General features: G+C 59.0%; 19 protein-coding genes and 3 tRNA genes. 16 read left to right on the top strand and 6 right to left on the bottom strand.

Going from position 1 to position 23,312, the window contains the following annotated elements:
- The first annotated feature begins 1 nt into the window (after position 1).
- Positions 2 to 751, top strand: a complete 750-nt coding sequence (locus tag J3P82_RS16335; protein ID WP_434557774.1) for a TerC family protein — start codon at positions 2 to 4, stop codon at positions 749 to 751.
- Between the two features lie 66 nt (positions 752 to 817).
- On the opposite strand, the gene J3P82_RS16330 is transcribed toward J3P82_RS16335, so the two are convergent.
- On the bottom strand, positions 818 to 982 hold the full coding sequence (locus tag J3P82_RS16330) for a hypothetical protein (protein ID WP_434557773.1): 165 nt from the start codon (positions 980 to 982) through the stop codon (positions 818 to 820).
- Positions 983 to 1,207: 225 nt separating this feature from the next.
- Here J3P82_RS16330 and J3P82_RS16325 point away from each other — a divergent pair, with 225 nt between their 5' ends.
- Both J3P82_RS16325 and J3P82_RS16320 read left to right on the top strand, forming a co-directional pair.
- Complete coding sequence (locus J3P82_RS16325) at positions 1,208 to 1,885, top strand: peptidase C39 family protein (protein ID WP_434557772.1); 678 nt, start codon at positions 1,208 to 1,210, stop codon at positions 1,883 to 1,885.
- Between the two features lie 100 nt (positions 1,886 to 1,985).
- On the top strand, positions 1,986 to 2,195 hold the full coding sequence (locus tag J3P82_RS16320) for a DUF6021 family protein (RefSeq protein WP_434557771.1): 210 nt from the start codon (positions 1,986 to 1,988) through the stop codon (positions 2,193 to 2,195).
- Between the two features lie 76 nt (positions 2,196 to 2,271).
- Here the strand turns inward: J3P82_RS16320 and pbpG are convergent, their stop codons facing one another.
- Together pbpG and folD are read right to left on the bottom strand one after the other, a co-directional pair.
- Positions 2,272 to 3,210 (bottom strand): D-alanyl-D-alanine endopeptidase, encoded by a 939-nt coding sequence (gene pbpG / locus J3P82_RS16315; protein WP_434557770.1) that lies wholly within the window; start codon positions 3,208 to 3,210, stop codon positions 2,272 to 2,274.
- Between the two features lie 278 nt (positions 3,211 to 3,488).
- Positions 3,489 to 4,343, bottom strand: coding sequence for a bifunctional methylenetetrahydrofolate dehydrogenase/methenyltetrahydrofolate cyclohydrolase FolD (folD, locus tag J3P82_RS16310; RefSeq protein WP_434557769.1), 855 nt, complete (start codon positions 4,341 to 4,343; stop codon positions 3,489 to 3,491).
- A gap of 281 nt (positions 4,344 to 4,624) precedes the next feature.
- On the opposite strand from folD, the gene J3P82_RS16305 reads away from it, so the two are divergent.
- From J3P82_RS16305 to J3P82_RS16260, 10 genes are all read left to right on the top strand, one after another.
- A tRNA-Arg gene (locus J3P82_RS16305) sits at positions 4,625 to 4,701 on the top strand.
- Positions 4,702 to 4,742: 41 nt separating this feature from the next.
- Positions 4,743 to 4,818: transfer RNA gene (locus J3P82_RS16300), tRNA-His, on the top strand.
- Positions 4,819 to 4,876: 58 nt separating this feature from the next.
- A tRNA-Leu gene (locus J3P82_RS16295) sits at positions 4,877 to 4,961 on the top strand.
- 424 nt (positions 4,962 to 5,385) lie between these two features.
- Complete coding sequence (gene tig / locus J3P82_RS16290) at positions 5,386 to 6,696, top strand: trigger factor (RefSeq protein ID WP_434557768.1); 1,311 nt, start codon at positions 5,386 to 5,388, stop codon at positions 6,694 to 6,696.
- A gap of 92 nt (positions 6,697 to 6,788) precedes the next feature.
- A complete protein-coding gene (clpP, locus tag J3P82_RS16285) occupies positions 6,789 to 7,424 on the top strand; it encodes an ATP-dependent Clp endopeptidase proteolytic subunit ClpP (protein WP_434557767.1) in 636 nt (211 codons plus the stop codon).
- 112 nt (positions 7,425 to 7,536) lie between these two features.
- Positions 7,537 to 8,820, top strand: a complete 1,284-nt coding sequence (clpX, locus tag J3P82_RS16280; protein ID WP_434557766.1) for an ATP-dependent Clp protease ATP-binding subunit ClpX — start codon at positions 7,537 to 7,539, stop codon at positions 8,818 to 8,820.
- Positions 8,821 to 8,981: 161 nt separating this feature from the next.
- Positions 8,982 to 11,378 (top strand): endopeptidase La, encoded by a 2,397-nt coding sequence (gene lon, locus J3P82_RS16275; protein WP_434557765.1) that lies wholly within the window; start codon positions 8,982 to 8,984, stop codon positions 11,376 to 11,378.
- Between the two features lie 149 nt (positions 11,379 to 11,527).
- Complete coding sequence (locus J3P82_RS16270) at positions 11,528 to 11,800, top strand: HU family DNA-binding protein (RefSeq protein WP_008077714.1); 273 nt, start codon at positions 11,528 to 11,530, stop codon at positions 11,798 to 11,800.
- Between the two features lie 224 nt (positions 11,801 to 12,024).
- Complete coding sequence (locus tag J3P82_RS16265; protein ID WP_434557764.1) at positions 12,025 to 13,896, top strand: SurA N-terminal domain-containing protein; 1,872 nt, start codon at positions 12,025 to 12,027, stop codon at positions 13,894 to 13,896.
- A 223-nt stretch (positions 13,897 to 14,119) separates the two neighbouring features.
- Complete coding sequence (locus J3P82_RS16260; RefSeq protein ID WP_434557763.1) at positions 14,120 to 15,004, top strand: DUF2242 domain-containing protein; 885 nt, start codon at positions 14,120 to 14,122, stop codon at positions 15,002 to 15,004.
- A 297-nt stretch (positions 15,005 to 15,301) separates the two neighbouring features.
- On the opposite strand, the gene J3P82_RS16255 is transcribed toward J3P82_RS16260, so the two are convergent.
- Entirely contained in the window at positions 15,302 to 16,339 is a 1,038-nt protein-coding gene (locus J3P82_RS16255; RefSeq protein WP_434557762.1) for an AraC family transcriptional regulator, read from the bottom strand.
- 2 nt (positions 16,340 to 16,341) lie between these two features.
- Positions 16,342 to 17,472, bottom strand: a complete 1,131-nt coding sequence (locus tag J3P82_RS16250) for a carbon-nitrogen hydrolase family protein (protein ID WP_434557761.1) — start codon at positions 17,470 to 17,472, stop codon at positions 16,342 to 16,344.
- Positions 17,473 to 17,908: 436 nt separating this feature from the next.
- On the opposite strand from J3P82_RS16250, the gene J3P82_RS16245 reads away from it, so the two are divergent.
- Positions 17,909 to 19,948: an FAD-dependent oxidoreductase gene (locus J3P82_RS16245; RefSeq protein ID WP_434557760.1), complete on the top strand. Its 2,040-nt coding sequence runs from the start codon at positions 17,909 to 17,911 to the stop codon at positions 19,946 to 19,948.
- Positions 19,949 to 20,050: 102 nt separating this feature from the next.
- Positions 20,051 to 20,959: a 1-aminocyclopropane-1-carboxylate deaminase/D-cysteine desulfhydrase gene (locus J3P82_RS16240; protein WP_434557759.1), complete on the top strand. Its 909-nt coding sequence runs from the start codon at positions 20,051 to 20,053 to the stop codon at positions 20,957 to 20,959.
- A gap of 7 nt (positions 20,960 to 20,966) precedes the next feature.
- Here J3P82_RS16240 and J3P82_RS16235 read toward each other — a convergent pair whose 3' ends face one another.
- Positions 20,967 to 22,376 carry a type VI secretion system Vgr family protein gene (locus J3P82_RS16235; RefSeq protein WP_434557758.1) on the bottom strand — a complete coding sequence of 470 codons (1,410 nt, stop codon included), beginning with the start codon at positions 22,374 to 22,376 and terminating at the stop codon, positions 20,967 to 20,969.
- Between the two features lie 231 nt (positions 22,377 to 22,607).
- Between J3P82_RS16235 and J3P82_RS16230 the strand changes: the two genes are divergently transcribed.
- Entirely contained in the window at positions 22,608 to 23,312 is a 705-nt protein-coding gene (locus tag J3P82_RS16230; protein ID WP_434557757.1) for a YebC/PmpR family DNA-binding transcriptional regulator, read from the top strand.

The raw sequence follows: 23,312 nt of genomic DNA, 5'->3' as shown, positions 1-23,312 counted from the left end.
CATGGATTATCTGTTACAGCTCGCCGCCAGCCCAACCGCCTGGATTGCCCTGGCAACCCTGGTCGTCATGGAAATCGTGCTCGGCATCGATAACCTGATCTTCATTTCGATTCTGACCAACAAGCTGCCCGAACAACATCGGGCCAAGGCTCGGCGGATCGGTATCGGCATGGCGTTGATCCTGCGCCTGGGCTTGTTGAGCACCATCGCCTTCATCGTGCAGTTGACCGAACCTGTCATCGAGATCCTCGGCCAGGCATTTTCCTGGAAAGACATGATTTTGATCGCGGGCGGCCTCTTCCTGCTGTGGAAGGCTACTACTGAGATTCACCACAGCATGGATCCGGCACCGAATGATCCGAAGTCCGCTACGTCAGGCGTGACCCTTGGGTTTGCCGCCGCGATCGGTCAGATCCTGATGCTCGACCTGGTGTTCTCCATCGATAGCATCATTACGGCGGTGGGCATGACCGAACACTTGCCGATCATGATCATCGCCGTGGTGGTTTCGGTTCTGGTGATGCTGCTGGCCGCCGAGCCACTGGCCAAGTTCATCAACGACAACCCTACCGTGGTGATGCTTGCCCTGGGCTTCTTGATCATGATCGGCATGACGCTGATTGCCGAAGGCTTCGGTGCCCACGTGCCCAAGGGCTACATCTACGCGGCCATGGCCTTCTCGGCAGCGATCGAGGTGTTGAACATGCTGTCCCGTCGGGCCAGGGAAAAGAAGGCCGTCGAGCAAGCCTGAGCCAGATAGACAAAAGCCGCCCGGGATCGAAGGTCCCGGGCGGCTTTTTTATGGACGACGTAAAGGTCAGTGCGCGGTGGCGTGGCGGGCGGTGGTTTTCGGGTTCTGTTGCGCTTGTGGCTGCGGCGCGGGGTGGTGGCGCCGGGCGATCCGCAGCACGCCCCACAACATGGCCGCCGCTACGCTCAGCCAGCCGAATACCAGCATCAGAACAGTCATCATCAGGCTCATCTGGGCCTCCTTCTGCCCGGAACCGGGCAATACACTCTCTGCAATGGACAGTCTAGTCGCTCAAGTGTTACGAGCAGTCGATCAGTGGTGCGCGGCGAAGGATCGGTTCGTTCTATCGCAGTGGTGAAACTGTTGCCTATGGCTATACCCGGGCCGACGCGCGCCTTATGATCGTCGGCCCACGCCCGGCTCAAATGCCGGGTCTGCCTGAACAAGAGAGTCATCATGTCGCCAGTAATTTCATCTTTTCGATCACTGGTATTGGCATTGTCCTGCCTCGCCGCCCTGATGGGGTGCGCCGGCAGCGTGTCGCCGCAGATCAAGCGCCTGCCCGAGCGGGTGGAGCTCAACAGCGTGCCGTTCTTTCGCGGTGAAATGCACCAGGGCGCGCCGCAATCGATGGCGGCTCTGTTGACCTTGCAAGGAACGGTAATTACGCCCGGGCTGCTGGAGAAACCTCTGCAGCTGCCCGGTGGCGAGGCTCGTTTGCAGCAGAACCTGCAAACCCTGGCGCATGAATACGGGTTGGTGGTGTACCCCCTCGATGGTGAACTTGCCGCATTGCTCGAACAGGTGGCGGCGGGCTATCCGGTATTGCTGCGCTACACCAAGGGTTCGGCGTTCTGGTCCGAGCCGCGCTACGCAATCCTCGCAGGTTATAACCGGCAGAAACGCACGGTGCTGCTGCGCTCTGGAATGAATCGGCGCTCTTTGATGAGCTTCGATGCATTCGAGTCGGCTTTCAAAGGTGCTGGGGGCTGGGCCGTACTGATCCAGAAGCCTACGCAACTTCCTGCCAATGTTGATTCGCAACGCTGGTTGAAAGCCGCCGAGGAATTGGCCGGGGCAGGACAAGAGCAGGCAGGGGCGCGGGCGACCAAGGCTCTGGATGCTGCACACTGAATGAGATCCCCGTTCGTCAGCTGTCGGGCACAACCTGGCATGCAACGGGTTCCTATCGTCAGGGCCTGGAAACTCCGGGCCATGATTCAAGGAGGCTGCAATGGCACAGTCGAAAACACCTTCGGGGCCACATTCTTCCGAGCATTCGTCGGGTAATGATGATTTGGGGTTCGATCCGGACTCGCCGGATCTCGACGATCCGCAGGTCGATCCGATAGGGCCGGCGAAGGCGCCCCTGGATGACGAGAAGGAATCGCAGGATGCACCTTCTTCCAGGCCTTACGATCCTTTGGGTGACCTCAAGCCCTGAATGAAAATAGCCCCGACACGTCGGGGCTATTGGGTCGGGGCTATTTGTCTGGGGCTATAGGATTGTTGCGCCACGTCTACTTGGATGCTTCAACCACACCGCTTTGGCGGCTCTTGAGATTCTTCGCGGCTTTGTATTGAAGGGCCACGGCCGGGACGCTGGCGCTTTTGCCTGTCTCGACCCAACTGCGGATGCGGCTTGCATCGGCAAAATGGGTGTATTTGCCGAAGGCGTCAAGAATGACCAATGCCATCGGGCGATTACCCATTTTTGTGACCAGCACCAGGCAATGACCAGCCTGGTTAGTGAAGCCGGTCTTGGTCAGTTGAATGTCCCAGTTGGCCTTGTGGACCAGGTGATCAGTGTTGCGAAAGCCGAGGCTATAGACCGGCTTGCGGAACGTCACGGTCTTTTCCTTGGTGGTGCTCAATTCGCTCAGCAACGGGTATTTGCGCGCCGCGATCAACAGTTTCGTCAGGTCACGGGCGGTCGATACGTTTTGGGTAGACAGGCCAGTGGGCTCGACATAATGGGTGCTGGTCATGCCCAACGCCTTGGCCTTGGCGTTCATCGCCGCAATGAACGCTGCGTAACCGCCGGGATAGTGATGGGCGAGACTGGCGGCGGCGCGGTTTTCCGAGGACATCAGCGCAATCAGCAGCACGTCCCGGCGTGATAGCTCACTGTTGAGCTTGACCCGGGAGAACACGCCCTTCATTTCTGGCGTGTTGGCGATGGTCATCGAGATGTATTCGTTCAGGTTCTGCTTGGCGTCCAGGACAATCAGGCCGGTCATCAACTTGGTCACCGAAGCAATCGGCACTACGACGTCCGGATTGCTCGAGTAGACGACTTTGTCTGTCTGTAGATCCAGGAGGATTGCGCTGCCGGAGGCGACTTGCAATTTCGAGCTGTCTCGGGGAGCCGCAATGGTTTCCTGCGCGCTGACGTTTTGCGTGATGAGAGTGCCTGTGAAAACGAAAAGCAGGCTAATGACCGAAAGACGAATTTTCACGCGAGTAGACTCGATAGAGTTGAAGATGCCGTTGGACAGCGGCTTGTTAAAAAGCGTCGCATTTTATGAGTATGGGCGAGGACAGCGCTATATGCCTGTGCCACCGGGACTCGTGAATGAATAAAGTTTAATGGAGGGCGATTCTGGCGAATCGAATCTGAAAAATTTGTAGTTTGGGGGGATAGGGAATCCGCTGTCTGGCGGAGCAGGATCCGGCCACCGGTACACCGCGGAGCGAAGAGGCTCGCTCCACGGGATTGGGCGGGTCGTCCCGTCTGTCAGCTATGCAGCGTCTCGGCCGCGTAGAGGGTGTTCTCCAACAGGCAGGCGCGGGTCATCGGTCCCACTCCGCCGGGAACCGGAGTGATCCAGCCGGCGCGGGGCAGGGCGGTCTCATAGACCACGTCGCCCACCAGCTTGCCATCGTCCTGGCGGTTGATGCCCACGTCGATGACGATGGCACCTTCCTTGATCCACTCGCCCCGGACCAGGCCAGGCTTGCCGGCGGCGACGACCACCAGGTCGGCGCGGCCGACGTGGCCCGCCAGGTCTTTGGTGAAACGATGGGTCACGGTGACGGTGCAACCGGCCAGCAGCAACTCCATGGCCATCGGGCGACCGACGATATTGGAGGCGCCCACCACCACGGCATCGAGTCCGTAAAGGTCCACGCCGGTGCTTTCCAGCAAGGTCATGATGCCCTTGGGCGTGCAGGGGCGCAGCAAGGGAATGCGCTGGGCGAGGCGCCCGACGTTATAAGGATGGAAACCGTCGACGTCTTTGTCCGGGCGGATACGCTCCAGCAGTTTCGAGGCATCGAGGTGCTCGGGCAGGGGCAACTGAAGCAGCACGCCGTCGATGTTCGGATCGTCATTGAGGCGGTCGATCAACTCGGCCAGCGCTTGCTGAGAGGTTTCGCAAGGCAGGTCGTAGGCCTGGGAAAGGAAGCCGACCTCTTCACAGTCTTTACGCTTGTGCGAGACATAAACCTGAGAGGCAGGATCGCTGCCGACCAGGATTACCGCAAGGCCGGGCGTGCGCAGGCCCTGTTGGCGGCGCTCGGTGACTCGTTGGGCGATCTGCTGGCGCAGGCTGGCGGCGATCGATTTGCCGTCGATAAGTTGTGCAGTCATTGCGCGTGGTTAACCATCGAGAGGGGAAAAAAAGAGAACGCATTCTCGCATGCCGAGGCGTGAGGGCAAAGGCGCTTGGTCTGCAAATTCCCCTAACTCCTTTAATTAAATGAATTTTTTTTAAAAAAGAGTTGACGACCTATCGGGCCGTCTATAACATTCGTCGCACTTGTCGGGCACAGCCTAGCACTGGTTAAGAAGGTCGAGCGGAGTTGGTTGTTTCAATTCGGCGAAACTGAAAGCACTTAGTTTGTAATCGTCCAAGAATACAGATTAAAAAGGCGCCCGTAGCTCAGCTGGATAGAGCATCCGCCTTCTAAGCGGATGGTCGCAGGTTCGAGTCCTGCCGGGTGCGCCAATTAGGCAGCTTTGGCACAAGTAACGCTACAAGGCAATATGGTGGGCGTAGCTCAGTTGGTAGAGCACGGGATTGTGACTCCCGTTGTCGTGGGTTCGATCCCCATCGTCCACCCCATATTCTAGAAAGGCGCCAGATTTAATAGTCTGGCGCCTTTGCTTTAAAAGCTTGATACGCGGATGTGGTGGAATTGGTAGACACACTGGATTTAGGTTCCAGCGCCGCAAGGTGTGAGAGTTCGAGTCTCTCCGTCCGCACCATACAAGTCGCTATTTAATTAGCAGAGAACGGCGCAGAACCTGAAAAGGGCTGCGCCGTTTTTGTTTTCAAGGATCGCGTATGCGCCTCGGCCTGGTTCTGGGCGCGGCTGCGAAGCATGCGATTCGTCGCAAATGTGTTTCGTGATGATGCTCGACTTTCCGTCGGCCTTCCAGCGCGAGCCGTATGCCGGGGTAGAAGGGAAGCGATGCTTCTATATATAGAAGTGCTACCCAGAGCCCTGGCAATGACCGACTGTATTTGCAAACTGGGCGGGGCATGACGCATTGTCCCGCTTCTAAATTCGGCGCTTGTTTCCTGCGCGTTTTCAGTAGGGTGACTTCTTGAGTTTGACCTACTAGAATGCATGCCCTTGATTCTGGGGTCGGAAACGCCCGGCCAACGTCTGTGCAACGAGGAATATCCATGCAAGTTTCTGTTGAAAATACTTCTGCTCTTGAGCGCCGCATGAGCATCACCGTGCCGGCTGAGCGCATCGAGACTCAGGTCAACAAGCGTCTGCAGCAGACTGCCCAAAAGGCCAAAATCCCAGGTTTCCGCCCAGGCAAAGTGCCAATGAGCGTAATCCGCCAGCGCTACGAAGCTGATGCACGCCAGGAAGCCGTGGGCGACGTGATCCAGTCTTCGTTCTACGAAGCTGTCGTCGAGCAGAAGCTGAATCCGGCTGGTGCTCCTTCCGTCGAGCCTAAAGTGCTGGAAAAAGGCAAGGACCTCGAGTTCGTCGCCACGTTCGAAGTGTTCCCGGAGTTCACTGTTGCCGGTTTTGAGTCCATTGCTGTCGAGCGCCTGAGCGCTGACGTTTCAGACGCCGACCTGGACAAGATGCTCGACATCCTGCGCAAGCAGAACACCCGTTTCGAGGCGACCGATCGTGCCGCCCAGAACGAAGACCAGTTGAACATCGATTTCGTCGGCAAGGTCGACGGTGAAGTGTTCGCCGGCGGTTCCGCCAAGGCTACCCAGCTGGTGCTGGGCTCCGGTCGCATGATTCCTGGTTTCGAAGATGGCCTGGTTGGCGCCAAGGCCGGCGAAGAGCGTGTGCTGAACCTGACGTTCCCCGAGGACTACCAGAACCTGGACCTGGCCGGCAAGGCCGCCGAGTTCACCGTGACCGTCAACAGTGTTTCCGAGCCGAAGCTGCCTGAGCTGAACGAAGAGTTCTTCGCCCAGTTCGGTATCAAGGAAACCGGTCTGGAAGGTTTCCGCACCGAAGTTCGCAAGAACATGGAGCGTGAACTGCGTCAGGCCATCAAGTCGAAGGTCAAGAACCAAGTCATGGACGGTCTGCTGGCCTCCAACCCGATCGAAGTGCCAAAGGCGCTGCTGGACAACGAAGTGAACCGTCTGCGCGTACAGGCCGTTCAGCAGTTCGGTGGCAACATCAAGCCTGACCAGCTGCCGGCCGAGCTGTTCGAAGAACAAGCCAAGCGCCGTGTCGTGCTGGGCCTTATCGTCGCTGAAGTGGTCAAGCAGTTCGAGCTCAAGCCTGACGAAGCGCGCGTTCGTGAGCTGATCCAGGAAATGGCTTCGGCGTATCAAGAGCCTGAGCAAGTGGTGTCCTGGTACTACAAGAACGAGCAGCAGCTGAACGAAGTCCGTTCGGTTGTGCTGGAAGAACAAGTTGTGGATACTGTTCTGCAGAAAGCTAGCGTGACCGACAAAGCGGTCTCTTACGAAGAAGCGGTCAAGCCGGTGGAAGCTCCACAAGCCGATTGATGGTTCCGCAGTAAGAAACACACACCATAAGCCAGCCTTCGCGCTGGCTTATGCGTATTCAAGACATAACTATTTGGGAGTGACTGCGAGACATGTCCCGCAATTCTTTTTATCAGCAGAGCTCTGACATCCAAGCCGCTGGCGGCCTGGTCCCGATGGTTATCGAGCAGTCCGCCCGTGGCGAACGTGCCTATGACATCTATTCGCGTCTGCTCAAGGAACGAGTGATCTTTTTGGTGGGGCCGGTAGAGGATTACATGGCCAACCTGATCTGCGCGCAGCTGTTGTTCCTTGAAGCCGAAAACCCGGACAAAGACATCCATCTCTATATCAACTCGCCAGGCGGTTCGGTGACGGCGGGCATGTCGATCTACGACACCATGCAGTTCATCAAGCCTAACGTTTCGACGACCTGTATCGGTCAGGCGTGCAGCATGGGAGCGTTTTTGCTGACCGCCGGCGCCCAGGGCAAGCGTTACTGCCTGCCGAACTCCCGCGTGATGATTCACCAGCCACTGGGCGGTTTCCAAGGCCAGGCATCGGATATCGAAATCCATGCCAAGGAAATCCTCTTCATCCGCGAGCGTCTCAACACCTTGATGGCCAAGCACAGCGGGCACACGCTTGAAGAAATCGAGCGCGATACCAATCGCGACAATTTCATGAGCGCTGAAGCCGCACGTGAATATGGCCTGATCGATGAAGTGATCAGCCAGCGCCCCGCTTAATATAAGCAGCTCAAAATGAGGTTGATCGGCAAGTCCGATCACCTGCGGGCTTGAAAAAGCCCGCATTTGCCTTCATCTTGTGTTGCAAGCCTATCGGATTTGGATCGATCGAATGACTGACACCCGCAACGGCGAGGACAACGGCAAACTGCTTTATTGCTCCTTCTGTGGCAAAAGCCAGCATGAAGTACGCAAATTGATTGCCGGCCCCTCGGTCTTCATTTGCGACGAGTGCGTCGACCTGTGCAATGACATCATCCGCGAGGAGGTGCAGGAAGCCCAGGCCGAAAGCAGCGCCCATAAGTTGCCTTCGCCTAAAGAAATCAGCGGCATCCTCGACCAGTATGTAATCGGTCAGGAGCGCGCGAAAAAGGTACTGGCCGTAGCGGTGTACAACCACTACAAGCGCCTGAACCAGCGTGACAAAAAGAATGACGACGTCGAACTCGGCAAGAGCAACATCCTGCTGATCGGCCCGACAGGCTCGGGTAAGACCCTGCTTGCCGAAACCCTGGCGCGCTTGCTGAACGTTCCGTTCACCATCGCCGACGCAACCACCCTCACCGAGGCGGGTTATGTAGGTGAGGACGTCGAGAACATCATTCAGAAGCTGTTGCAGAAATGCGACTATGATGTTGAAAAGGCCCAGATGGGCATTGTCTACATCGACGAAATCGACAAGATTTCCCGCAAGTCCGATAACCCGTCCATCACCCGGGATGTTTCCGGCGAGGGCGTGCAACAGGCCTTGCTCAAGTTGATCGAAGGCACGGTCGCTTCCGTTCCACCCCAGGGTGGTCGCAAGCATCCGCAGCAGGAATTCCTGCAGGTCGATACCCGTAACATCCTGTTCATCTGCGGTGGTGCGTTCTCTGGCCTCGAAAAGGTCATCCAGAACCGCTCTACGCGCGGCGGCATTGGTTTCAACGCCGAAGTGCGCAGCAAGGAAGAGGGTAAGAAGGTGGGTGAGTCCCTGCGTGAAGTCGAGCCTGACGATTTGGTCAAGTTCGGTCTGATCCCGGAATTCGTCGGTCGTCTACCGGTCCTGGCGACGCTGGATGAGTTGGATGAAGCGGCATTGATGCAGATTCTGACCGAGCCGAAGAACGCCCTGACCAAGCAGTATGCCAAGCTGTTCGAAATGGAAGGTGTAGACCTGGAGTTCCGTTCCGACGCGCTGAAATCCGTCGCCAAGCGAGCCCTGGAGCGTAAGACCGGTGCCCGTGGGTTGCGCTCGATTCTGGAAGGCGTACTGCTCGACACGATGTACGAAATCCCCTCGCAGTCCGAGGTGAGTAAAGTCGTGATCGACGAAAGCGTGATCGAAGGCAAGTCCAAGCCGCTGTACATCTACGAAAACAGTGAGCCGACTGCCAAGGCTGCACCGGACGTCTGAGTGTCCAGCTGCCGAAATAAAGAAGGGGCCTTCGGGCCCCTTTGCTATTAGCGCGTTTTAGACGTGTCTTAGCGCTTGTTTTTTTTAAAGGCTGCCCCCATCTTGGTTTCAAGCTTACTTCCATCTGTTTACGGCCTTATGGCCGCCGTAGAGGCGAAATCATGAAGACAACCATCGAATTGCCTCTCCTGCCATTGCGCGATGTCGTGGTGTATCCGCACATGGTTATCCCGCTGTTCGTGGGGCGCGAGAAGTCCATCGAAGCCCTCGAGGCCGCGATGACCGGTGATAAGCAGATTCTTCTGATCGCTCAGAGAAACCCTGCCGACGATGATCCCGGCGAAGACGCACTTTATCGCGTAGGTACGATTGCAACGGTTCTGCAGCTGCTCAAGCTCCCTGACGGCACTGTCAAGGTGCTGGTTGAGGGCGAGCAGCGTGGCTCGGTCGAGCGTTTCAGCGAAGTGGACGGTCATTGCCGTGCCGAAGTCTCGTTGATCGATGAAGTCGATGCGCCGGAGCGTGAATCCGAGGTGTTTGTCCGCAGCCTGCTGTCGCAGTTCGAACAGTACGTGCAGTTGGGCAAGAAGGTGCCTGCCGAGGTGCTGTCGTCGCTTAACAGCATCGATGAACCCGGGCGCCTGGTCGATACGATGGCGGCCCACATGGCCCTCAAGATCGAGCAGAAACAGGAAATCCTCGAAATCATCGATCTGTCGGCGCGCGTCGAGCACGTGCTGGCGTTGCTCGACGGAGAGATCGACCTGCTGCAGGTCGAGAAGCGCATTCGCGGTCGCGTCAAGAAGCAGATGGAGCGCAGCCAGCGCGAGTACTACCTGAACGAGCAGATGAAGGCCATTCAGAAAGAGCTCGGCGATGGCGATGAAGGTCACAACGAGATCGAAGAGCTCAAGAAGCGCATCGATGCCGCCGGCCTGCCGAAGGATGCCCTTGCCAAGGCCCAGGCCGAGCTGAACAAGCTCAAGCAAATGTCGCCGATGTCAGCCGAGGCCACCGTGGTGCGCTCCTACATCGATTGGTTGGTCCAGGTGCCGTGGAAAGCCCAGAGCAAGGTGCGCCTCGATCTGGCGCGTGCCGAAGACATCCTGGATGCCGACCATTACGGCCTGGAAGAGGTCAAGGAACGCATCCTTGAATACCTCGCCGTGCAGAAGCGCGTGAAGAAAATCCGTGGTCCGGTCCTGTGCCTGGTCGGTCCTCCGGGGGTGGGTAAAACCTCCCTGGCGGAATCGATTGCCCACGCCACCAACCGTAAATTCGTTCGCATGGCCCTCGGTGGCGTGCGCGACGAAGCCGAAATCCGTGGTCATCGCCGTACCTACATCGGGTCTATGCCGGGAAGATTGATTCAAAAGATGACAAAGGTTGGCGTACGCAACCCATTGTTCCTTTTGGATGAAATCGACAAGATGGGCAGCGATATGCGCGGCGATCCCGCGTCTGCGTTGCTGGAAGTACTCGACCCCGAGCAGAATCACAATTTCAACGACCATTATCTGGAAGTCGATTACGACTTGTCGGATGTGATGTTCCTCTGCACCTCCAACTCCATGAATATCCCGCCAGCGCTGCTGGACCGGATGGAGGTGATTCGTCTTCCTGGCTATACCGAAGACGAGAAGATCAACATTGCCGTGAAATACCTTTCGCCCAAGCAGATCCAGGCCAACGGCTTGAAGAAAGGCGAGCTGGAATTTGACGAGGAAGCGATTCGCGACATCATTCGTTACTACACCCGTGAAGCCGGTGTGCGTGGCCTGGAGCGGCAAATTGCCAAGGTCTGCCGCAAGGCGGTGAAGGAACATGCGCTGGAAAAACGCTTCTCGGTCAAGGTGACGGCGGACTTGCTGGAGCACTTCCTTGGCGTGCGTAAATTCCGCTACGGCCTGGCCGAGCAGCAGGATCAGATAGGTCAGGTGACAGGCCTGGCGTGGACGCAAGTCGGTGGCGAATTGCTCACCATCGAAGCCGCTGTGGTGCCGGGCAAAGGACAACTGATCAAGACCGGTTCCCTCGGTGATGTGATGGTGGAATCGATCACCGCGGCGTTGACGGTTGTCCGCAGCCGCGCGCGTAGCCTGGGCATCCCCTTGGATTTCCACGAGAAACGCGATACGCACATCCACATGCCGGAGGGGGCGACACCCAAGGACGGACCGAGTGCTGGCGTGGGTATGTGCACCGCCCTGGTTTCTGCGTTGACTGGTATTCCGGTGCGCGCGGATGTTGCCATGACAGGCGAAATCACCCTGCGCGGGCAGGTGTTGGCGATCGGTGGCCTGAAGGAAAAACTGCTGGCGGCTCACCGTGGCGGGATCAAGATCGTGATCATTCCGGAAGAGAATGTCCGTGATTTGAAGGAAATTCCTGACAACATCAAGCAGGATCTTCAGATCAAACCGGTTAAATGGATTGACGAGGTCCTGCAAATTGCGCTGCAATACGCGCCGGAGCCCTTGCCGGATGTGGCTCCGGAGATTGTCGCGAAGGAAGAAAAGCGAGAGTCTGACTCTAAGGAAAGAATTAGCACGCATTAATACGCATTTGCCTGGGGGGCTTCCTTGACAGTTTTTTAGAGCCCTTGTTATAAAGCGGCTCTTAAGTGTCTGCAGGCCATTCAGCACTCGTTTTTGCTTTCACCAAAAAAACTTAGAATCATCTCAAAATAGATATAAGGGGACTTAGAGTGAACAAGTCGGAACTGATTGATGCTATCGCTGCATCCGCTGATATCCCGAAAGCTGCTGCTGGCCGTGCGCTGGACGCTGTAATCGAATCCGTCACTGGCGCTCTCAAGGCTGGCGACTCTGTTGTTCTGGTTGGTTTCGGTACGTTCTCCGTTACCGATCGTCCAGCTCGTGTTGGTCGCAACCCGCAGACCGGCAAGACGCTGCAGATCGCTGCTGCCAAAAAGCCAGGCTTCAAAGCTGGTAAAGCACTGAAAGAAGCCGTTAACTAAGGTTTCACTGAGTTTATCCGGGTCGGGGTCATGCCTGGCTTGGCAGCGGAGCGGTAATGCGTCCGGTAACAACCGGGCTGTCACGCCAGGGCTCGCGGGTTCGAGCCCGGTCCGCTCCGCCAGTTACGAGAAGGCGCATCCTCGGATGCGCCTTTCTTCTATCCGGATTCTACCCACGCTCCACGGTTGCCTAAATTTGAAGTTCAACCGTTTCTGGGGGACGCATGCTGCAGAATATCAGGGACAATTCACAAGGCTGGATTGCCAAGACCATCATCGGGATCATCGTCGCATTGATGGCGTTGACCGGTTTCGAAGCCATTTTTCAAGCCACCACCAGCAGTAATGACGCGGCCAAGGTCAATGGCGAAGAAATCAGCCAGAACGAGCTGATCCAAGCAGTGGATATGCAACGCCGTCAGCTCATGCAACAGTTGGGCAAGGATTTCGACGCTTCCTTGCTGGACGAGAAAATGCTGCGCGACTCGGCCCTCAAGGGCCTGATCGATCGCAAGCTGCTGCTGCAAGGCGCTCATGATGCTAAATTCGCTTTCTCCGAAGCCGCGCTGGACCAAGTGATCCTGCAGACGCCTGAGTTCCAGGTCGGCGGCAAATTCAGCCCTGAGCGTTTCGACCAGGTGATCCGTCAGTTGGGTTACGGTCGTTTGCAGTTCCGTCAGATGCTGACGCAGGAAATGCTGATCGGCCAACTGCGCGCCGGTCTGGCTGGCAGTGGCTTTGTCACCGATGCCCAGGTGTTGGCATTTGCCCGGTTGGAGAAGCAGACCCGCGACTTTGCGACGCTATCCATCAAGGCGGACCCATCGGCTGTGAAGCTGACCGATGATGAGGTCAAGGCCTACTACGACCAGCACGCCAAGGAGTTCATGACGCCTGATCAGGTGGTCATCGATTACGTAGAGCTGAAAAAATCCTCTTTCTTCGACCAAGTCACCGTCAAGGACGAGGAGCTGCAATCGGCGTATCAGAAAGAAATCGCCAACCTGTCCGAACAGCGTCGGGCTGCGCACATCCTGATCGAAGTGAACGACAAGGTCACCGAGGCCCAGGCCAAGGCGAAGATCGACGAAATCCAGGCTAGACTGGCCAAGGGTGAGTCGTTTGAAGCCTTGGCGAAGGAATTCTCCCAGGATCCGGGTTCAGCCAACAACGGTGGCGACCTGGGCTTCGCCGGTCCGGGCGTTTACGATCCGGAGTTCGAAAAGGCGCTGTATGCCTTGAACAAGGATCAGGTATCGGCACCGGTACGAACCGATTTCGGCCTGCACCTGATCAAGTTGCTGGGGATCGAAGCACCTGAGGTCCCGAGCTTTGCGAGCCTGAAGGACAAGCTGACCCGCGACCTGAAGACCCAGCAAGTGGAGCAGCGTTTTGTCGAGGCGACCAAACAGTTGGAAGATGCCTCGTTCGAGGCTTCCGACTTGGCACAGCCGGCCCAGGACTTGAAGCTGACCGTTCACACGTCGGCACCGTTCGGTCGTGAAGGCGGTGAAGGGATTGCGGCTAACCGTGCCGTGGTCACCGCTGCGTTCAGCCCGGAAGTGCTGGAGGAGGGTGCCAACAGCACCGCCATCGAGCTGGATCCGGAAACCGTCGTGGTGCTGCGAGCCAAGGAGCACCGCAAGCCTGAGCAACTGCCGCTGGACAAAGTCGCCGGGCCTATTCGCGCCCAGTTGACCAAGGAACATGCCAGCTCGGCTTCCAAGACCCAGGCCGATGAGTTGATTGCCAGCCTGCGCGATGGCAAGACAGCACTGGACAAGCCGATCAACGGCCAGAGCTGGAAGACCTTCGAAGCGGCAACCCGTAGTCAGGACGGTATCGACCCGGCCGTGCTGCAGGCGCTGTTCCGCATGCCCAAGCCCGAGGCGAAGGACAAGCCGACGTTCGCCAGCGTGACCCTGCCTGACGGCAGCCTGACGGTCCTGCGCTTGAACGGTGTGAACGAAGCTGCGGCGCCGACCGAGGAAGAAAAGGCCGAGTACCGCCGCTACCTCGCTTCACGCGTCGGCCAGCAAGACTTCGCGGCCTATCGCAAACAGTTGGAAAACCAGGCGGACATCAAGCGTTTCTGACGGTTCTTGATGCGTTGCCCACCAGACCCCGGCCGAAAGGCCGGGGTCTTTTTTTGTATCCGTGTATTGCCACGACAAGGATGTTCATCGATTCATCGAGATTGAGTCTTTTTCCCGCAGCCAACCCCCCGTAGACTTGTAATCCCTTTGGGCGAGCTACCCACGCTGCCCGGCAGCGTTCTGCTGCACAATACGCCCCGGATTGTTTTCCTCAGGATGTTCAATGTTCAGATCATTTCACATGCGCACCGTTGGGCTGGCCTTGCTGCTGGCGGTTGCCGCCGGTTGTTCCTCCAAAAAAGCCGCCATCTACGAGCATGAAAACTTCGATGATTCGGGCACGTTTTCGCGAACTTATTCAGTGACTGACGTGGCGACCTGTGAAGCAGGGCGTCGTGCGTTGCTCAGCCAGGGCTACATCATCACCAGCAGCGACCCGAAACTGGTCAGCGGCCACAAGAGCTTCCAGCAAACCGGCGATACCCACATGGAGATCAGCTTCAACCTGGTCTGCGCCGAAGATGGCGGTCCAGGGCATCGGGCGACCCTGTTTGCCAACGCCTTGCAGGACCGCTACGCCCTGAAGAAAACCAACAACTCCGCCAGCTTGGGCGTGGGTGTACTGGGATCGGTGTCGATGCCGATTGGCTCCTCGGACGATTCGATGGTCAAGGTCGCCAGCGAAACGGTGTCGGCAGACAAGTTCTATGAGCGTTTCTTTACGCTGGTGGAGGCGTTCCTGCCTCCGGAAGCGAAGGAAACGAAGAAGTCCGTTGAAAACCTCGTAAAACCCAAGACCGAGCTGGGCATTCCGGAATCAAGGGCCGAGCCGGCCGCGGCGATGCCCGCTCCTGAGCCGGCTGCGCTGCAGGCTCCTCAACCAGCGCTTGCGCCAGTACCTTTGGCCCCGGTCCAAGAAGTTGCGCCGGCGCCTATGGAACCGGCTCCTGCCGTGTCGGAGCCGGTCGCGCCGCCAGTCGAGCCAGCGCCGATCGCCCCTGGCGAGCCGGAGTCCTACGCGCCTTCGTCGACGGAAACCGTCACTCCGCCACCGGCCAGTTCCTTGCCGCCGCCCTCCGAGCCCATCCAGCCACTTCCGGCGTCCTGAGTGGTGGTGGCAGGGTTGTAATCCCTTGCCACACTTCATTCATTAATTTCCTGACGCTGTGCTACGTTTAATTCATGAAGCCTCGGCTTCATGTTTTGTTCATAAAGCAGCTTTATGCTGATTCGAGGCCATCAAGCCCTCGGTTTCAACATTTATGGGAAGGATTCGTAATGGACGATTATCAGGAAGAGCTGCTGGAATATCAGGCCTATGAGCTGGACCCATTGGAGCCAGCCGAAGATGCGACGGAGCTGTAGGCGCGCAAGTTAACTGCAGACCGTACGGCAAGCTGCGCAGCTACGCTCCCTTGCGACTGCGGCGAAACTCTCCCGGCGTCTGGTTGTTCCAGCGCTTGAAGGCGCGTTGAAACGCTTCGGCCGAGGCGAATCCGAGCAAGTAAGCGATTTCTCCGAATGCCAGTTCCGTGTCGCGAATGTACGTCATGGCGAGGTCTCGGCGGGTGTCGTTGAGGATCGCCCTGAATTGCGTACCTTCTTCAGCCAGTTTGCGACGCAACGTCCAGCTCGGCAGCTTCAGGCGTGTCGCCACTTCTTCAAGGCCCGGCTCCCGTCCGCCGCTGAGTAGCGGCCCCAGCAATTGGATGATGCGCTCGCGCAGGGTGCGGGTGCGAGTCAGTTGCTCCAGTTCCCGTTCGCATAATTGGACCAGGTGCCGCCAGGTGCTTGGGCAATGTTGTGGATTGCGCTGGGCAAGACTTTCCAGGCCAAGGCGCAGTTGGTTCTGCTCGGCACCGAACTGGATGTGGCAATCGCCGAAGATCCGATAGGCCTGCGCATAGGCAGGTTCCTGGAATTCGATGTTGATGTGTTCGGCGCGCAGCGCGACATTGCTCACGCTGGACAATTGCTGGAGCCAGCCAGCGATAATGGAATCCACGACGAAGCGGTTGTAGGCGTTATAAGGGCTGATGGAATAGAACCGCAGCCAAGCGCCTCGGGTGTCCTCATGAAAGCTCGACTGCCCACGATAGTTGGAGCCATACAGCGGCTCGAAACGGATCATGCAGCGCGCGGCTTCGCGTACATTCGGCGCCTGGGCCGCAGTGACGCCGGCCAGCCCGGCTTGGCTCAAGCGACTGAGCTGACCCATGCGCAATCCCAGGGCGGGATCTTCGGTCAATTGGATTGCAGCGTGGCCCAGGCGCATGTAGCGCGGAATCGACAAGCGCGCCCCGGGCTCGGCCAGGCGCGCCGCATCGAGGCCGTATTGTTCGAGCAAAGGCTGGGGTTCCTGTCCGTGGCTGGCCACTGCATCAGCGAGGCTGTGGACGAAACCAACGGAGAGGTCGCCCAGGCGCATCGGTTGCCGCTTCATGTTCACAGCCAGAGGTTCAGCAGGCGGGCGCCACGGGATTCGCCATCGGAGAATTGCTCGCCGTTGTGGCTGATGAAGCTCTGGCCGGCGCTGCCGTTGTCCCAGAATTGCCCGCGCAAGAACACGCTGACGCCGCCCCGCGCCTGGCTGATAGGCCGCTGGCTGATCAATGTCAGGCGAAGCCAGGCTTGGCCTTCAGTCAATTCGCCGGGCTTGAGGCTCACTTCGTCCGGAGTGGACAGGCCTTTATAGCCGCTCCATGGCTTGTCCCACGTGTCGCGACCCATGACAAAAGCGGGCACGGCAATCAATTGAGCGCCCTGTTCGTTGAGCTGCCGATAATGAAGCGGGTACCAACTGTCGCTGCCGATCAGTACGCCCAGCCGACCCGCGGGGGTCTCGATCACTCGGCTCGCGTCCGAGTGCTCGGCCTCAAGCACCTCCTGCTGGTCAAACACCGGATGTCGTTGGCGCTGCGGTTGGCCGATCGGCCGGCCATTGCGACCGAACACCAGGCTGCTGTTGTACAGCGCGCCGCGACCGATCTTCAGTTCGCCTTCGCTGACGCTGGGTTCGGGTAGCACGATGGAACCGGCCACCAGGGTCACGCCGAATTCCTTGGCCAGCCCGCCGAACAGCGTCTGGTAATCATGGGCCATGGTGGCTGCTTTCATGCGCAGGTAGGCGTCGTCCAGGCGACTATCGCCTTTGGCACCCGCCAACGCCCGGATGAAAGCCAGCGGATTGCTGACCGCCAGCCAATGCATGGCTTGCTTGAATGTGGTGGCTTGGTACACCTCGTCTTTCTCACCGCTGACCATTAACCAGGTGCCGATGTGCTCCGGCAGGACCACGATGGTCTTGTCGTTGAGAAACCCTTGGTCGCGAGCCGTCTGCAGATAGGCCGCCAGTTTGCGATGCAGGCGTTCCGGGCTTTGGTAGTCGGTGGGAAACAGTTCAGGCTGGATGCCCAGCAGATTGCCTCGATCCGCCGGGGTGCCTTGGTCGACCGCCAGGTTTATCCGAAGGTCAGACAGGTAATGACCCGTCGGACGATCGGTCGTCCACAGTGCGTAGGTGACCAGGGCGGCAATCAAGGCCAGTGAAAACAGCAGGTACAGAAATTTGCGCATGGGGAACAGTCAGCGGCCGTGTGCAGGTTCGTGATTTTTCGTCAGGAGCTACGGGGCAGGGTACGGTAAAACAAGGGATTAGCGAAGGGCAGGCACTGATTTGTAAGCAACGCGAATAGACGTAAGGGTGTCGGGGAAAACCTCGAACACCCTCTGCGCTGGCACGGCACGCTAGTGATTTTTGGCCTTCCTGATCCGGATCAGAATCAGCAGCAAGATCAACAGCACCGGTGGCGTCATGCCCAGCAGCGCTTCACGGGGCGAGAGGCTGGTCGGGAGTCGTGCACGACTGGTCGGCGCCTTGCGCATTTAGATCATTAACTTGTCACTTACGGTCATTGAGCGCCCGCATCCGGACTCTTACGCTGTGGGCCATGACAGACGCAAGCCGCAGAGCTTGCGCTTTTTTCCGTGATCGTCCGTTGTGGAGTTACCGATGACCGCCTCCCATTACCCGCACCTACTGGCCCCGCTGGACCTGGGCTTTACCACGCTGCGCAACCGTACACTGATGGGCTCGATGCACACTGGTCTCGAAGAGAAGCCCGGCGGCTTCGAACGCATGGCAGCGTATTTTGCCGAGCGCGCCCGGGGTGGGGTGGGCCTGATGGTCACCGGTGGGATCGGGCCGAACGACGAGGGCGGTGTCTACTCTGGCGCGGCCAAGCTGACCACTGAGGAAGAAGCCCTCAAGCACCAGATTGTCACCCGGGCCGTGCACGAGGCTGGCGGCAAGATCTGCATGCAGATTCTCCATGCGGGTCGCTATGCCTACAGCCCCAAGCAGGTCGCTCCGAGCGCGATCCAGGCACCGATCAATCCGTTCAAGCCCAGGGAACTGGACGAAGAGGGCATCGAAAAACAAATTCGCGATTTCGTTACCTGCTCGGTCCTGGCCCAGAAGGCCGAGTACGACGGTGTCGAGATCATGGGCTCGGAAGGCTATTTCATTAATCAATTCCTCGCCGCCCACACCAACCACCGAACCGACCGTTGGGGCGGCAGCTACGAGAACCGCATGCGCCTGCCGGTAGAGATCGTGCGCCGCGTGCGCGAGGCGGTTGGCCCGAACTTCATCATTATCTTCCGCCTGTCGATGCTCGATCTGGTGGAAGGTGGCAGCACCTGGGACGAAATTGTCCAGTTGGCCCAGGCCATCGAAGCGGCCGGTGCGACGATCATCAACACCGGTATCGGTTGGCATGAAGCGCGTATCCCGACCATTGCCACCAAGGTGCCGCGGGCGGCGTTCAGTAAGGTCACGGCCAAGCTGCGTGGCTCAGTGGGCATTCCACTGATCACCACCAACCGTATCAATACGCCCGAAGTCGCCGAGCGGATCCTGGCCGAAGGCGACGCCGACATGGTGTCCATGGCGCGGCCCTTCCTCGCCGATCCGGAGTTCGTCAACAAAGCCGCTGCCGGTCGCAGCGATGAAATCAACACCTGCATCGGTTGCAACCAGGCCTGCCTGGACCATACGTTCGGCGGCAAGCTCACCAGTTGCCTGGTGAATCCGCGGGCGTGCCATGAAACCGAACTCAATTACCTGCCGGTGACCCAGGTGAAGAAAATCGCCGTGGTCGGCGCTGGTCCCGCCGGGTTGTCGGCGGCCACCGTGGCGGCCGAGCGTGGGCACCAAGTGACGTTGTTCGATTCGGCCAGCGAAATCGGCGGTCAGTTCAACATCGCCAAGCGCGTGCCGGGCAAGGAAGAATTCTTTGAAACCCTGCGCTACTTCAAGCGCAAATTGCAGACCACCCATGTTGAGTTGTGCCTCGATACCCGCGTCGATGTAGCGCAGCTGTTGGCCGGCGGTTACGACGAGATCATCCTCGCCACCGGCATCGCGCCGCGTACACCGGCTATTCCAGGTGTGGAGCATGCCAAGGTGTTGAGCTATCTGGACGTGATCCTCGAGCGCAAGCCGGTGGGCCACAGTGTCGCGGTGATCGGGGCCGGCGGTATTGGCTTCGACGTGTCGGAGTTCCTGGTTCACCAGGGCGTTGCCACTAGCCAGGACCGTGAAGCGTTCTGGAAGGAATGGGGGATCGACACCCACCTCGAGGCTCGTGGCGGTGTCGCTGGGATCAAGGCCGAACCCCATGCACCGGCGCGCCAGGTATTCCTGCTGCAACGCAAGACCTCCAAGGTCGGCGACGGCCTGGGCAAGACCACCGGCTGGATTCACCGCACGGGCCTGAAAAACAAGCAGGTGCAAATGCTTAACAGCGTCGAGTACCTGAAAATTGACGACGAGGGCTTGCACATCCGCATCGGCGAAACGGGTGAGCCGCAAGTGCTGGCGGTGGACAACGTCGTGATCTGCGCTGGCCAGGATCCGCTGCGCGAATTGCAGGAAGGCCTGGAAGCCGCTGGCCAGAGCGTCCATCTCATCGGCGGTGCGGACGTGGCGGCGGAGCTGGACGCCAAGCGTGCGATCAACCAGGGTTCGCGGTTGGCGGCGCAGCTGTAGCGCTCGGTCCTGATGATTCCTGCGGTAGCGAACAGCTTCGCTCCCGCAGGTGTTTGAATCGAGCTGCTAAGATGCTGGCCTGTTCCCCCTCGGCCTGCTGCGATGTTTCTCCCCGCCCTTGATTGGCAACCTGAACCGCGCCTCGAACCCCTTCACCTGGACTGGCTCGCCCGTGCCAGTGTCGAGGTGGCGGTGTTGCGCCTGGACCAGATCGATTCACTGGTCAGCGGCAACAAGTGGTTCAAGCTGCTTCATCATTTGCGCGATGCGCAAGAGGCCGGTGCCGACGGCGTCATGAGCCTGGGCGGCGCTTATTCCAATCACTTGCATGCACTGGCCGCAGCGGGCGAGCGCTTCGGTTTTGCGACCGTTGGGCTGCTGCGCGGCCATCCCCAGGACACGCCAACGGTGCTCGACCTGAAAGCGTTCGGCATGACGCTGCATTGGTTGGGATACGAAGGATACCGAAGACGGCATGATCCGGATTTCTGGGCGCCCTGGCAGGCGCAATATCCGCGTTTATGGCCGATACCCGAAGGGGGGTATGGGTTGCCTGGCGCCAAAGGCTGCATGACGTGGGTGACCAGCGTCAGCGCTCAGTTGCAAGGGTTGGGTTGGGACGATTACCACGGTTGGTGGTTGCCCTGCGGCACTGGAACGTCGCTGGCGGGCCTGGTGCTGGCTGAAGCCGGCAAGCGTCCCGTCTATGGTGTCCTGGCCGTGCCCGAGGACCATGGGGTGAAGCCCCAGGTCGAAAGAATCGTCGAGGCAGCGGAGCTTGCCGATCCGCTGTATGAACTGCTCGATGGCAGCCGGGGCGGTTTTGCCCGGGTGGATGCCGACCTTATCACCTTCATCGAAACCACCCATGTTATCGAGCTGGAGCCGTTGTACACCGGCAAGGCGTTGATGTTGCTCAAGGCTCGGGTCGAGGCCGGGATGTTTGCACCCGGCACCCGCTTGATCTTCGTTCATACCGGCGGCTTGCAAGGCCGCCGGGGACTTGCGTGACCGGTCGTCAAGGCGAGGCGTCCGGTGGGTTCATGAGCCAGTCGAACAGCAAGCCGACATCTTTGCCGCCTGGCTCCGACGGGTGCGCCGGGGAGGTGCCATCGCTGTTCAATCCCGAACCGGGCATTGCCGGGCACAGTACCGGCCGGTCGGGATCACCCTCGAGAAAACTGACCAATACTTCACTGCCGGCGATCAACGGGGAACGCTCGTCAGGCGCCTGCCACGAGACTGGCAATGTGATTGCTTCTTCGGCGGGACTCCAGAGACACACCTCGACCTGGCCATGCTCATCGGGCCAGGCCGGCTGGCCGGCCGGGCCGAGCACGTAGGCGACGTGATAACCGGGTATGCGCGGCCTCGGGTGCTTCAGGGGTGGCCGGAACACAGTGGACCAGGGTATCGCGGAAAACCGGTTGCGGTAGTTCCGCTCGGGCGGTGTGGCCGGCAGGTTCGTTTCAAGAATGGAAAACTGTCGTCCGCGATGCTGGACCTCGACAATCAGCCATTGGTCATTGAAGGCCGATAGCGGGTGATTGCAGATCTGTGCGATATGACCGCTGCGCAGAGCCGGCTCGATGGAATGGCCGTGTATCTCGCCGTGTCGATAGCGCAACCGCTCCAGGCTACGGCCACCGGCCTGGAAACGATGAAGCTGCGCCGGATCTTCAGGTATTCGTTCGCCGGCCGCGCCTGTGGCCAGGGCCATATGCGGAGGGGCGGCTTCGGCAGGTGCTCGGTCACGGAACCCGGCGGGAGGGCCTGAGGTTATCGAGCGATGCCGTTGGTATAGCTGCCTGAGCGTCGAGTGCCTGTCCGCATCCGGGCGCATGAGCAGTTCAACCGCCGGCGCGGGGAAGCTTATGGCGTCCTCGGCAAATACCGCGACATGGCCTCGGGCGTCGTGCTCGAAGTGATAATGGATGCCTTCTTCCTCGCACAACCGCTGTAAAAGCGTCAGGTCGCTTTCCTCATATTGAATACAGAAGGGGCGACTCGGGTAACGCCCGTGCGGCAGCTCAAAACGATAGCTGTGGGAAGGCACCGCGTTTTCCTCCAGCAGACGCTGCAAAATCTGTACGACACTGAGCCGATGGAAAACCCGTCGCCGCGGGCCCTGGTCCAGTTGCTGGAGGTAGGGAACCAGCGTCAAGCGGTAGTCGACGAGGTGTGCAGTGTCAGCGGCCAGGCTGACGCTGTGCACAATCCCGTGGACCCCTGACGCTTCACTCAGGCGCAGGAAGGCCGCTTGTCCAAGCAATGCGTCGGGACTGATCGGCGGCACCAGGCCAATCAGGTCGAGGTCGAAGCGGTACGGCCGATTCAAGGCCTCCCGGCCGTTGAGCCTGAGGACTTGCAGGCGCATATCGCTTTCGATGATCGTCAGGCTGAAGGGGTGTTCCGTATCGTTGCGCATTGCAGCCCATACTTGCTGAGAGAGAGGTGCAAAGGGTACGAAACCCCAGCGTGCAACGCTGTCCCCGAATCGCTGTTTCAGAAACGCCCTACAGCACAACGGGGAAATGTCGATTCAACACAGGCCGCGACGGGAGCGATTTTTTGGTCGATCAGCCGGTATAGGCCGTATAAACTTGCGCCACAGCGCCGGCCGGCAGATGTCTCGGCGCGTCAGACAAGAGAGTGAGTAATGGGCGCACAGTGGAAGGTTAAACACAAAGAAGCGGCTGCCAACGCCAAGGGCAAGATCTTCGGCAAATTGGTGAAGGAGATCACCATTGCCGCGCGCAACGGCGCTGATGTCGCGACCAATGCGCACCTGCGATTGGTGGTCGAACAGGCGAAAAAAGCCTCGATGCCCCGCGAGACCCTGGAGCGTGCGATCAAGAAAGGCTCCGGCCAGCTCGGCGAAACCGTGCAGTACCATCGCGTGACCTACGAGGGGTTCGCGCCCCATCAGGTGCCGCTGATCGTCGAGTGCGTGACCGACAACATCAACCGTACCGTCGCGGAGATTCGCGTTGCGTTCCGTAAGGGGCAGCTCGGCGCGTCGGGTTCGGTCGCCTGGGACTTCAACCACGTCGGCATGATCGAGGCCGCCCCGGACAGCCCCGACGCCGATCCGGAAATGGCCGCCATCGAGGCCGGTGCCCAGGATTTCGAGCCGGGTGACGACGGCGCGACGCTGTTCATCACTGAACCTGCCGACCTCGATGCCGTGCAAAAGGCACTGCCGGAGCAGGGCTTCACGGTGTTGTCGGCCAAACTGGGCTATCAGCCGAAAAACCCGGTCAGCGGCCTGACCGACGAGCAGATGGCCGAGGTCGAAGCGTTCCTCGAAGGCCTCGATAACCATGACGATGTGCAGGACATGTTTGTCGGCTTGGCCGGCTAA

Origin of the sequence: Pseudomonas sp. Z4-20 (assembly GCF_051131955.1) — a bacterium.
GTDB classification, from domain to species: Bacteria; Pseudomonadota; Gammaproteobacteria; order Pseudomonadales; family Pseudomonadaceae; genus Aquipseudomonas; species Aquipseudomonas marvdashtae.
The sequence above is the reverse complement of the archived record's forward strand: the minus strand, read 5'-3'. Positions and strand labels throughout refer to the sequence as shown.

Bases quoted from the DNA above. Each gene is read 5' to 3' on its own strand.
- J3P82_RS16335 (WP_434557774.1), top strand. From the start codon at position 2: ATGGATTATCTGTTACAGCTCGCCGCCAGCCCAACCGCCTGGATTGCC.
- J3P82_RS16330 (WP_434557773.1), bottom strand. From the start codon at position 982: ATGAGCCTGATGATGACTGTTCTGATGCTGGTATTCGGCTGGCTGAGC.
- J3P82_RS16325 (WP_434557772.1), top strand. From the start codon at position 1,208: ATGTCGCCAGTAATTTCATCTTTTCGATCACTGGTATTGGCATTGTCC.
- J3P82_RS16320 (WP_434557771.1), top strand. From the start codon at position 1,986: ATGGCACAGTCGAAAACACCTTCGGGGCCACATTCTTCCGAGCATTCG.
- folD (WP_434557769.1), bottom strand. From the start codon at position 4,343: ATGACTGCACAACTTATCGACGGCAAATCGATCGCCGCCAGCCTGCGC.
- tig (WP_434557768.1), top strand. From the start codon at position 5,386: ATGCAAGTTTCTGTTGAAAATACTTCTGCTCTTGAGCGCCGCATGAGC.
- clpP (WP_434557767.1), top strand. From the start codon at position 6,789: ATGTCCCGCAATTCTTTTTATCAGCAGAGCTCTGACATCCAAGCCGCT.
- clpX (WP_434557766.1), top strand. From the start codon at position 7,537: ATGACTGACACCCGCAACGGCGAGGACAACGGCAAACTGCTTTATTGC.
- lon (WP_434557765.1), top strand. From the start codon at position 8,982: ATGAAGACAACCATCGAATTGCCTCTCCTGCCATTGCGCGATGTCGTG.
- J3P82_RS16265 (WP_434557764.1), top strand. From the start codon at position 12,025: ATGCTGCAGAATATCAGGGACAATTCACAAGGCTGGATTGCCAAGACC.
- J3P82_RS16260 (WP_434557763.1), top strand. From the start codon at position 14,120: ATGTTCAGATCATTTCACATGCGCACCGTTGGGCTGGCCTTGCTGCTG.
- J3P82_RS16255 (WP_434557762.1), bottom strand. From the start codon at position 16,339: ATGAAGCGGCAACCGATGCGCCTGGGCGACCTCTCCGTTGGTTTCGTC.
- J3P82_RS16250 (WP_434557761.1), bottom strand. From the start codon at position 17,472: ATGCGCAAATTTCTGTACCTGCTGTTTTCACTGGCCTTGATTGCCGCC.
- J3P82_RS16245 (WP_434557760.1), top strand. From the start codon at position 17,909: ATGACCGCCTCCCATTACCCGCACCTACTGGCCCCGCTGGACCTGGGC.
- J3P82_RS16240 (WP_434557759.1), top strand. From the start codon at position 20,051: ATGTTTCTCCCCGCCCTTGATTGGCAACCTGAACCGCGCCTCGAACCC.
- J3P82_RS16235 (WP_434557758.1), bottom strand. From the start codon at position 22,376: ATGCGCAACGATACGGAACACCCCTTCAGCCTGACGATCATCGAAAGC.
- J3P82_RS16230 (WP_434557757.1), top strand. From the start codon at position 22,608: ATGGGCGCACAGTGGAAGGTTAAACACAAAGAAGCGGCTGCCAACGCC.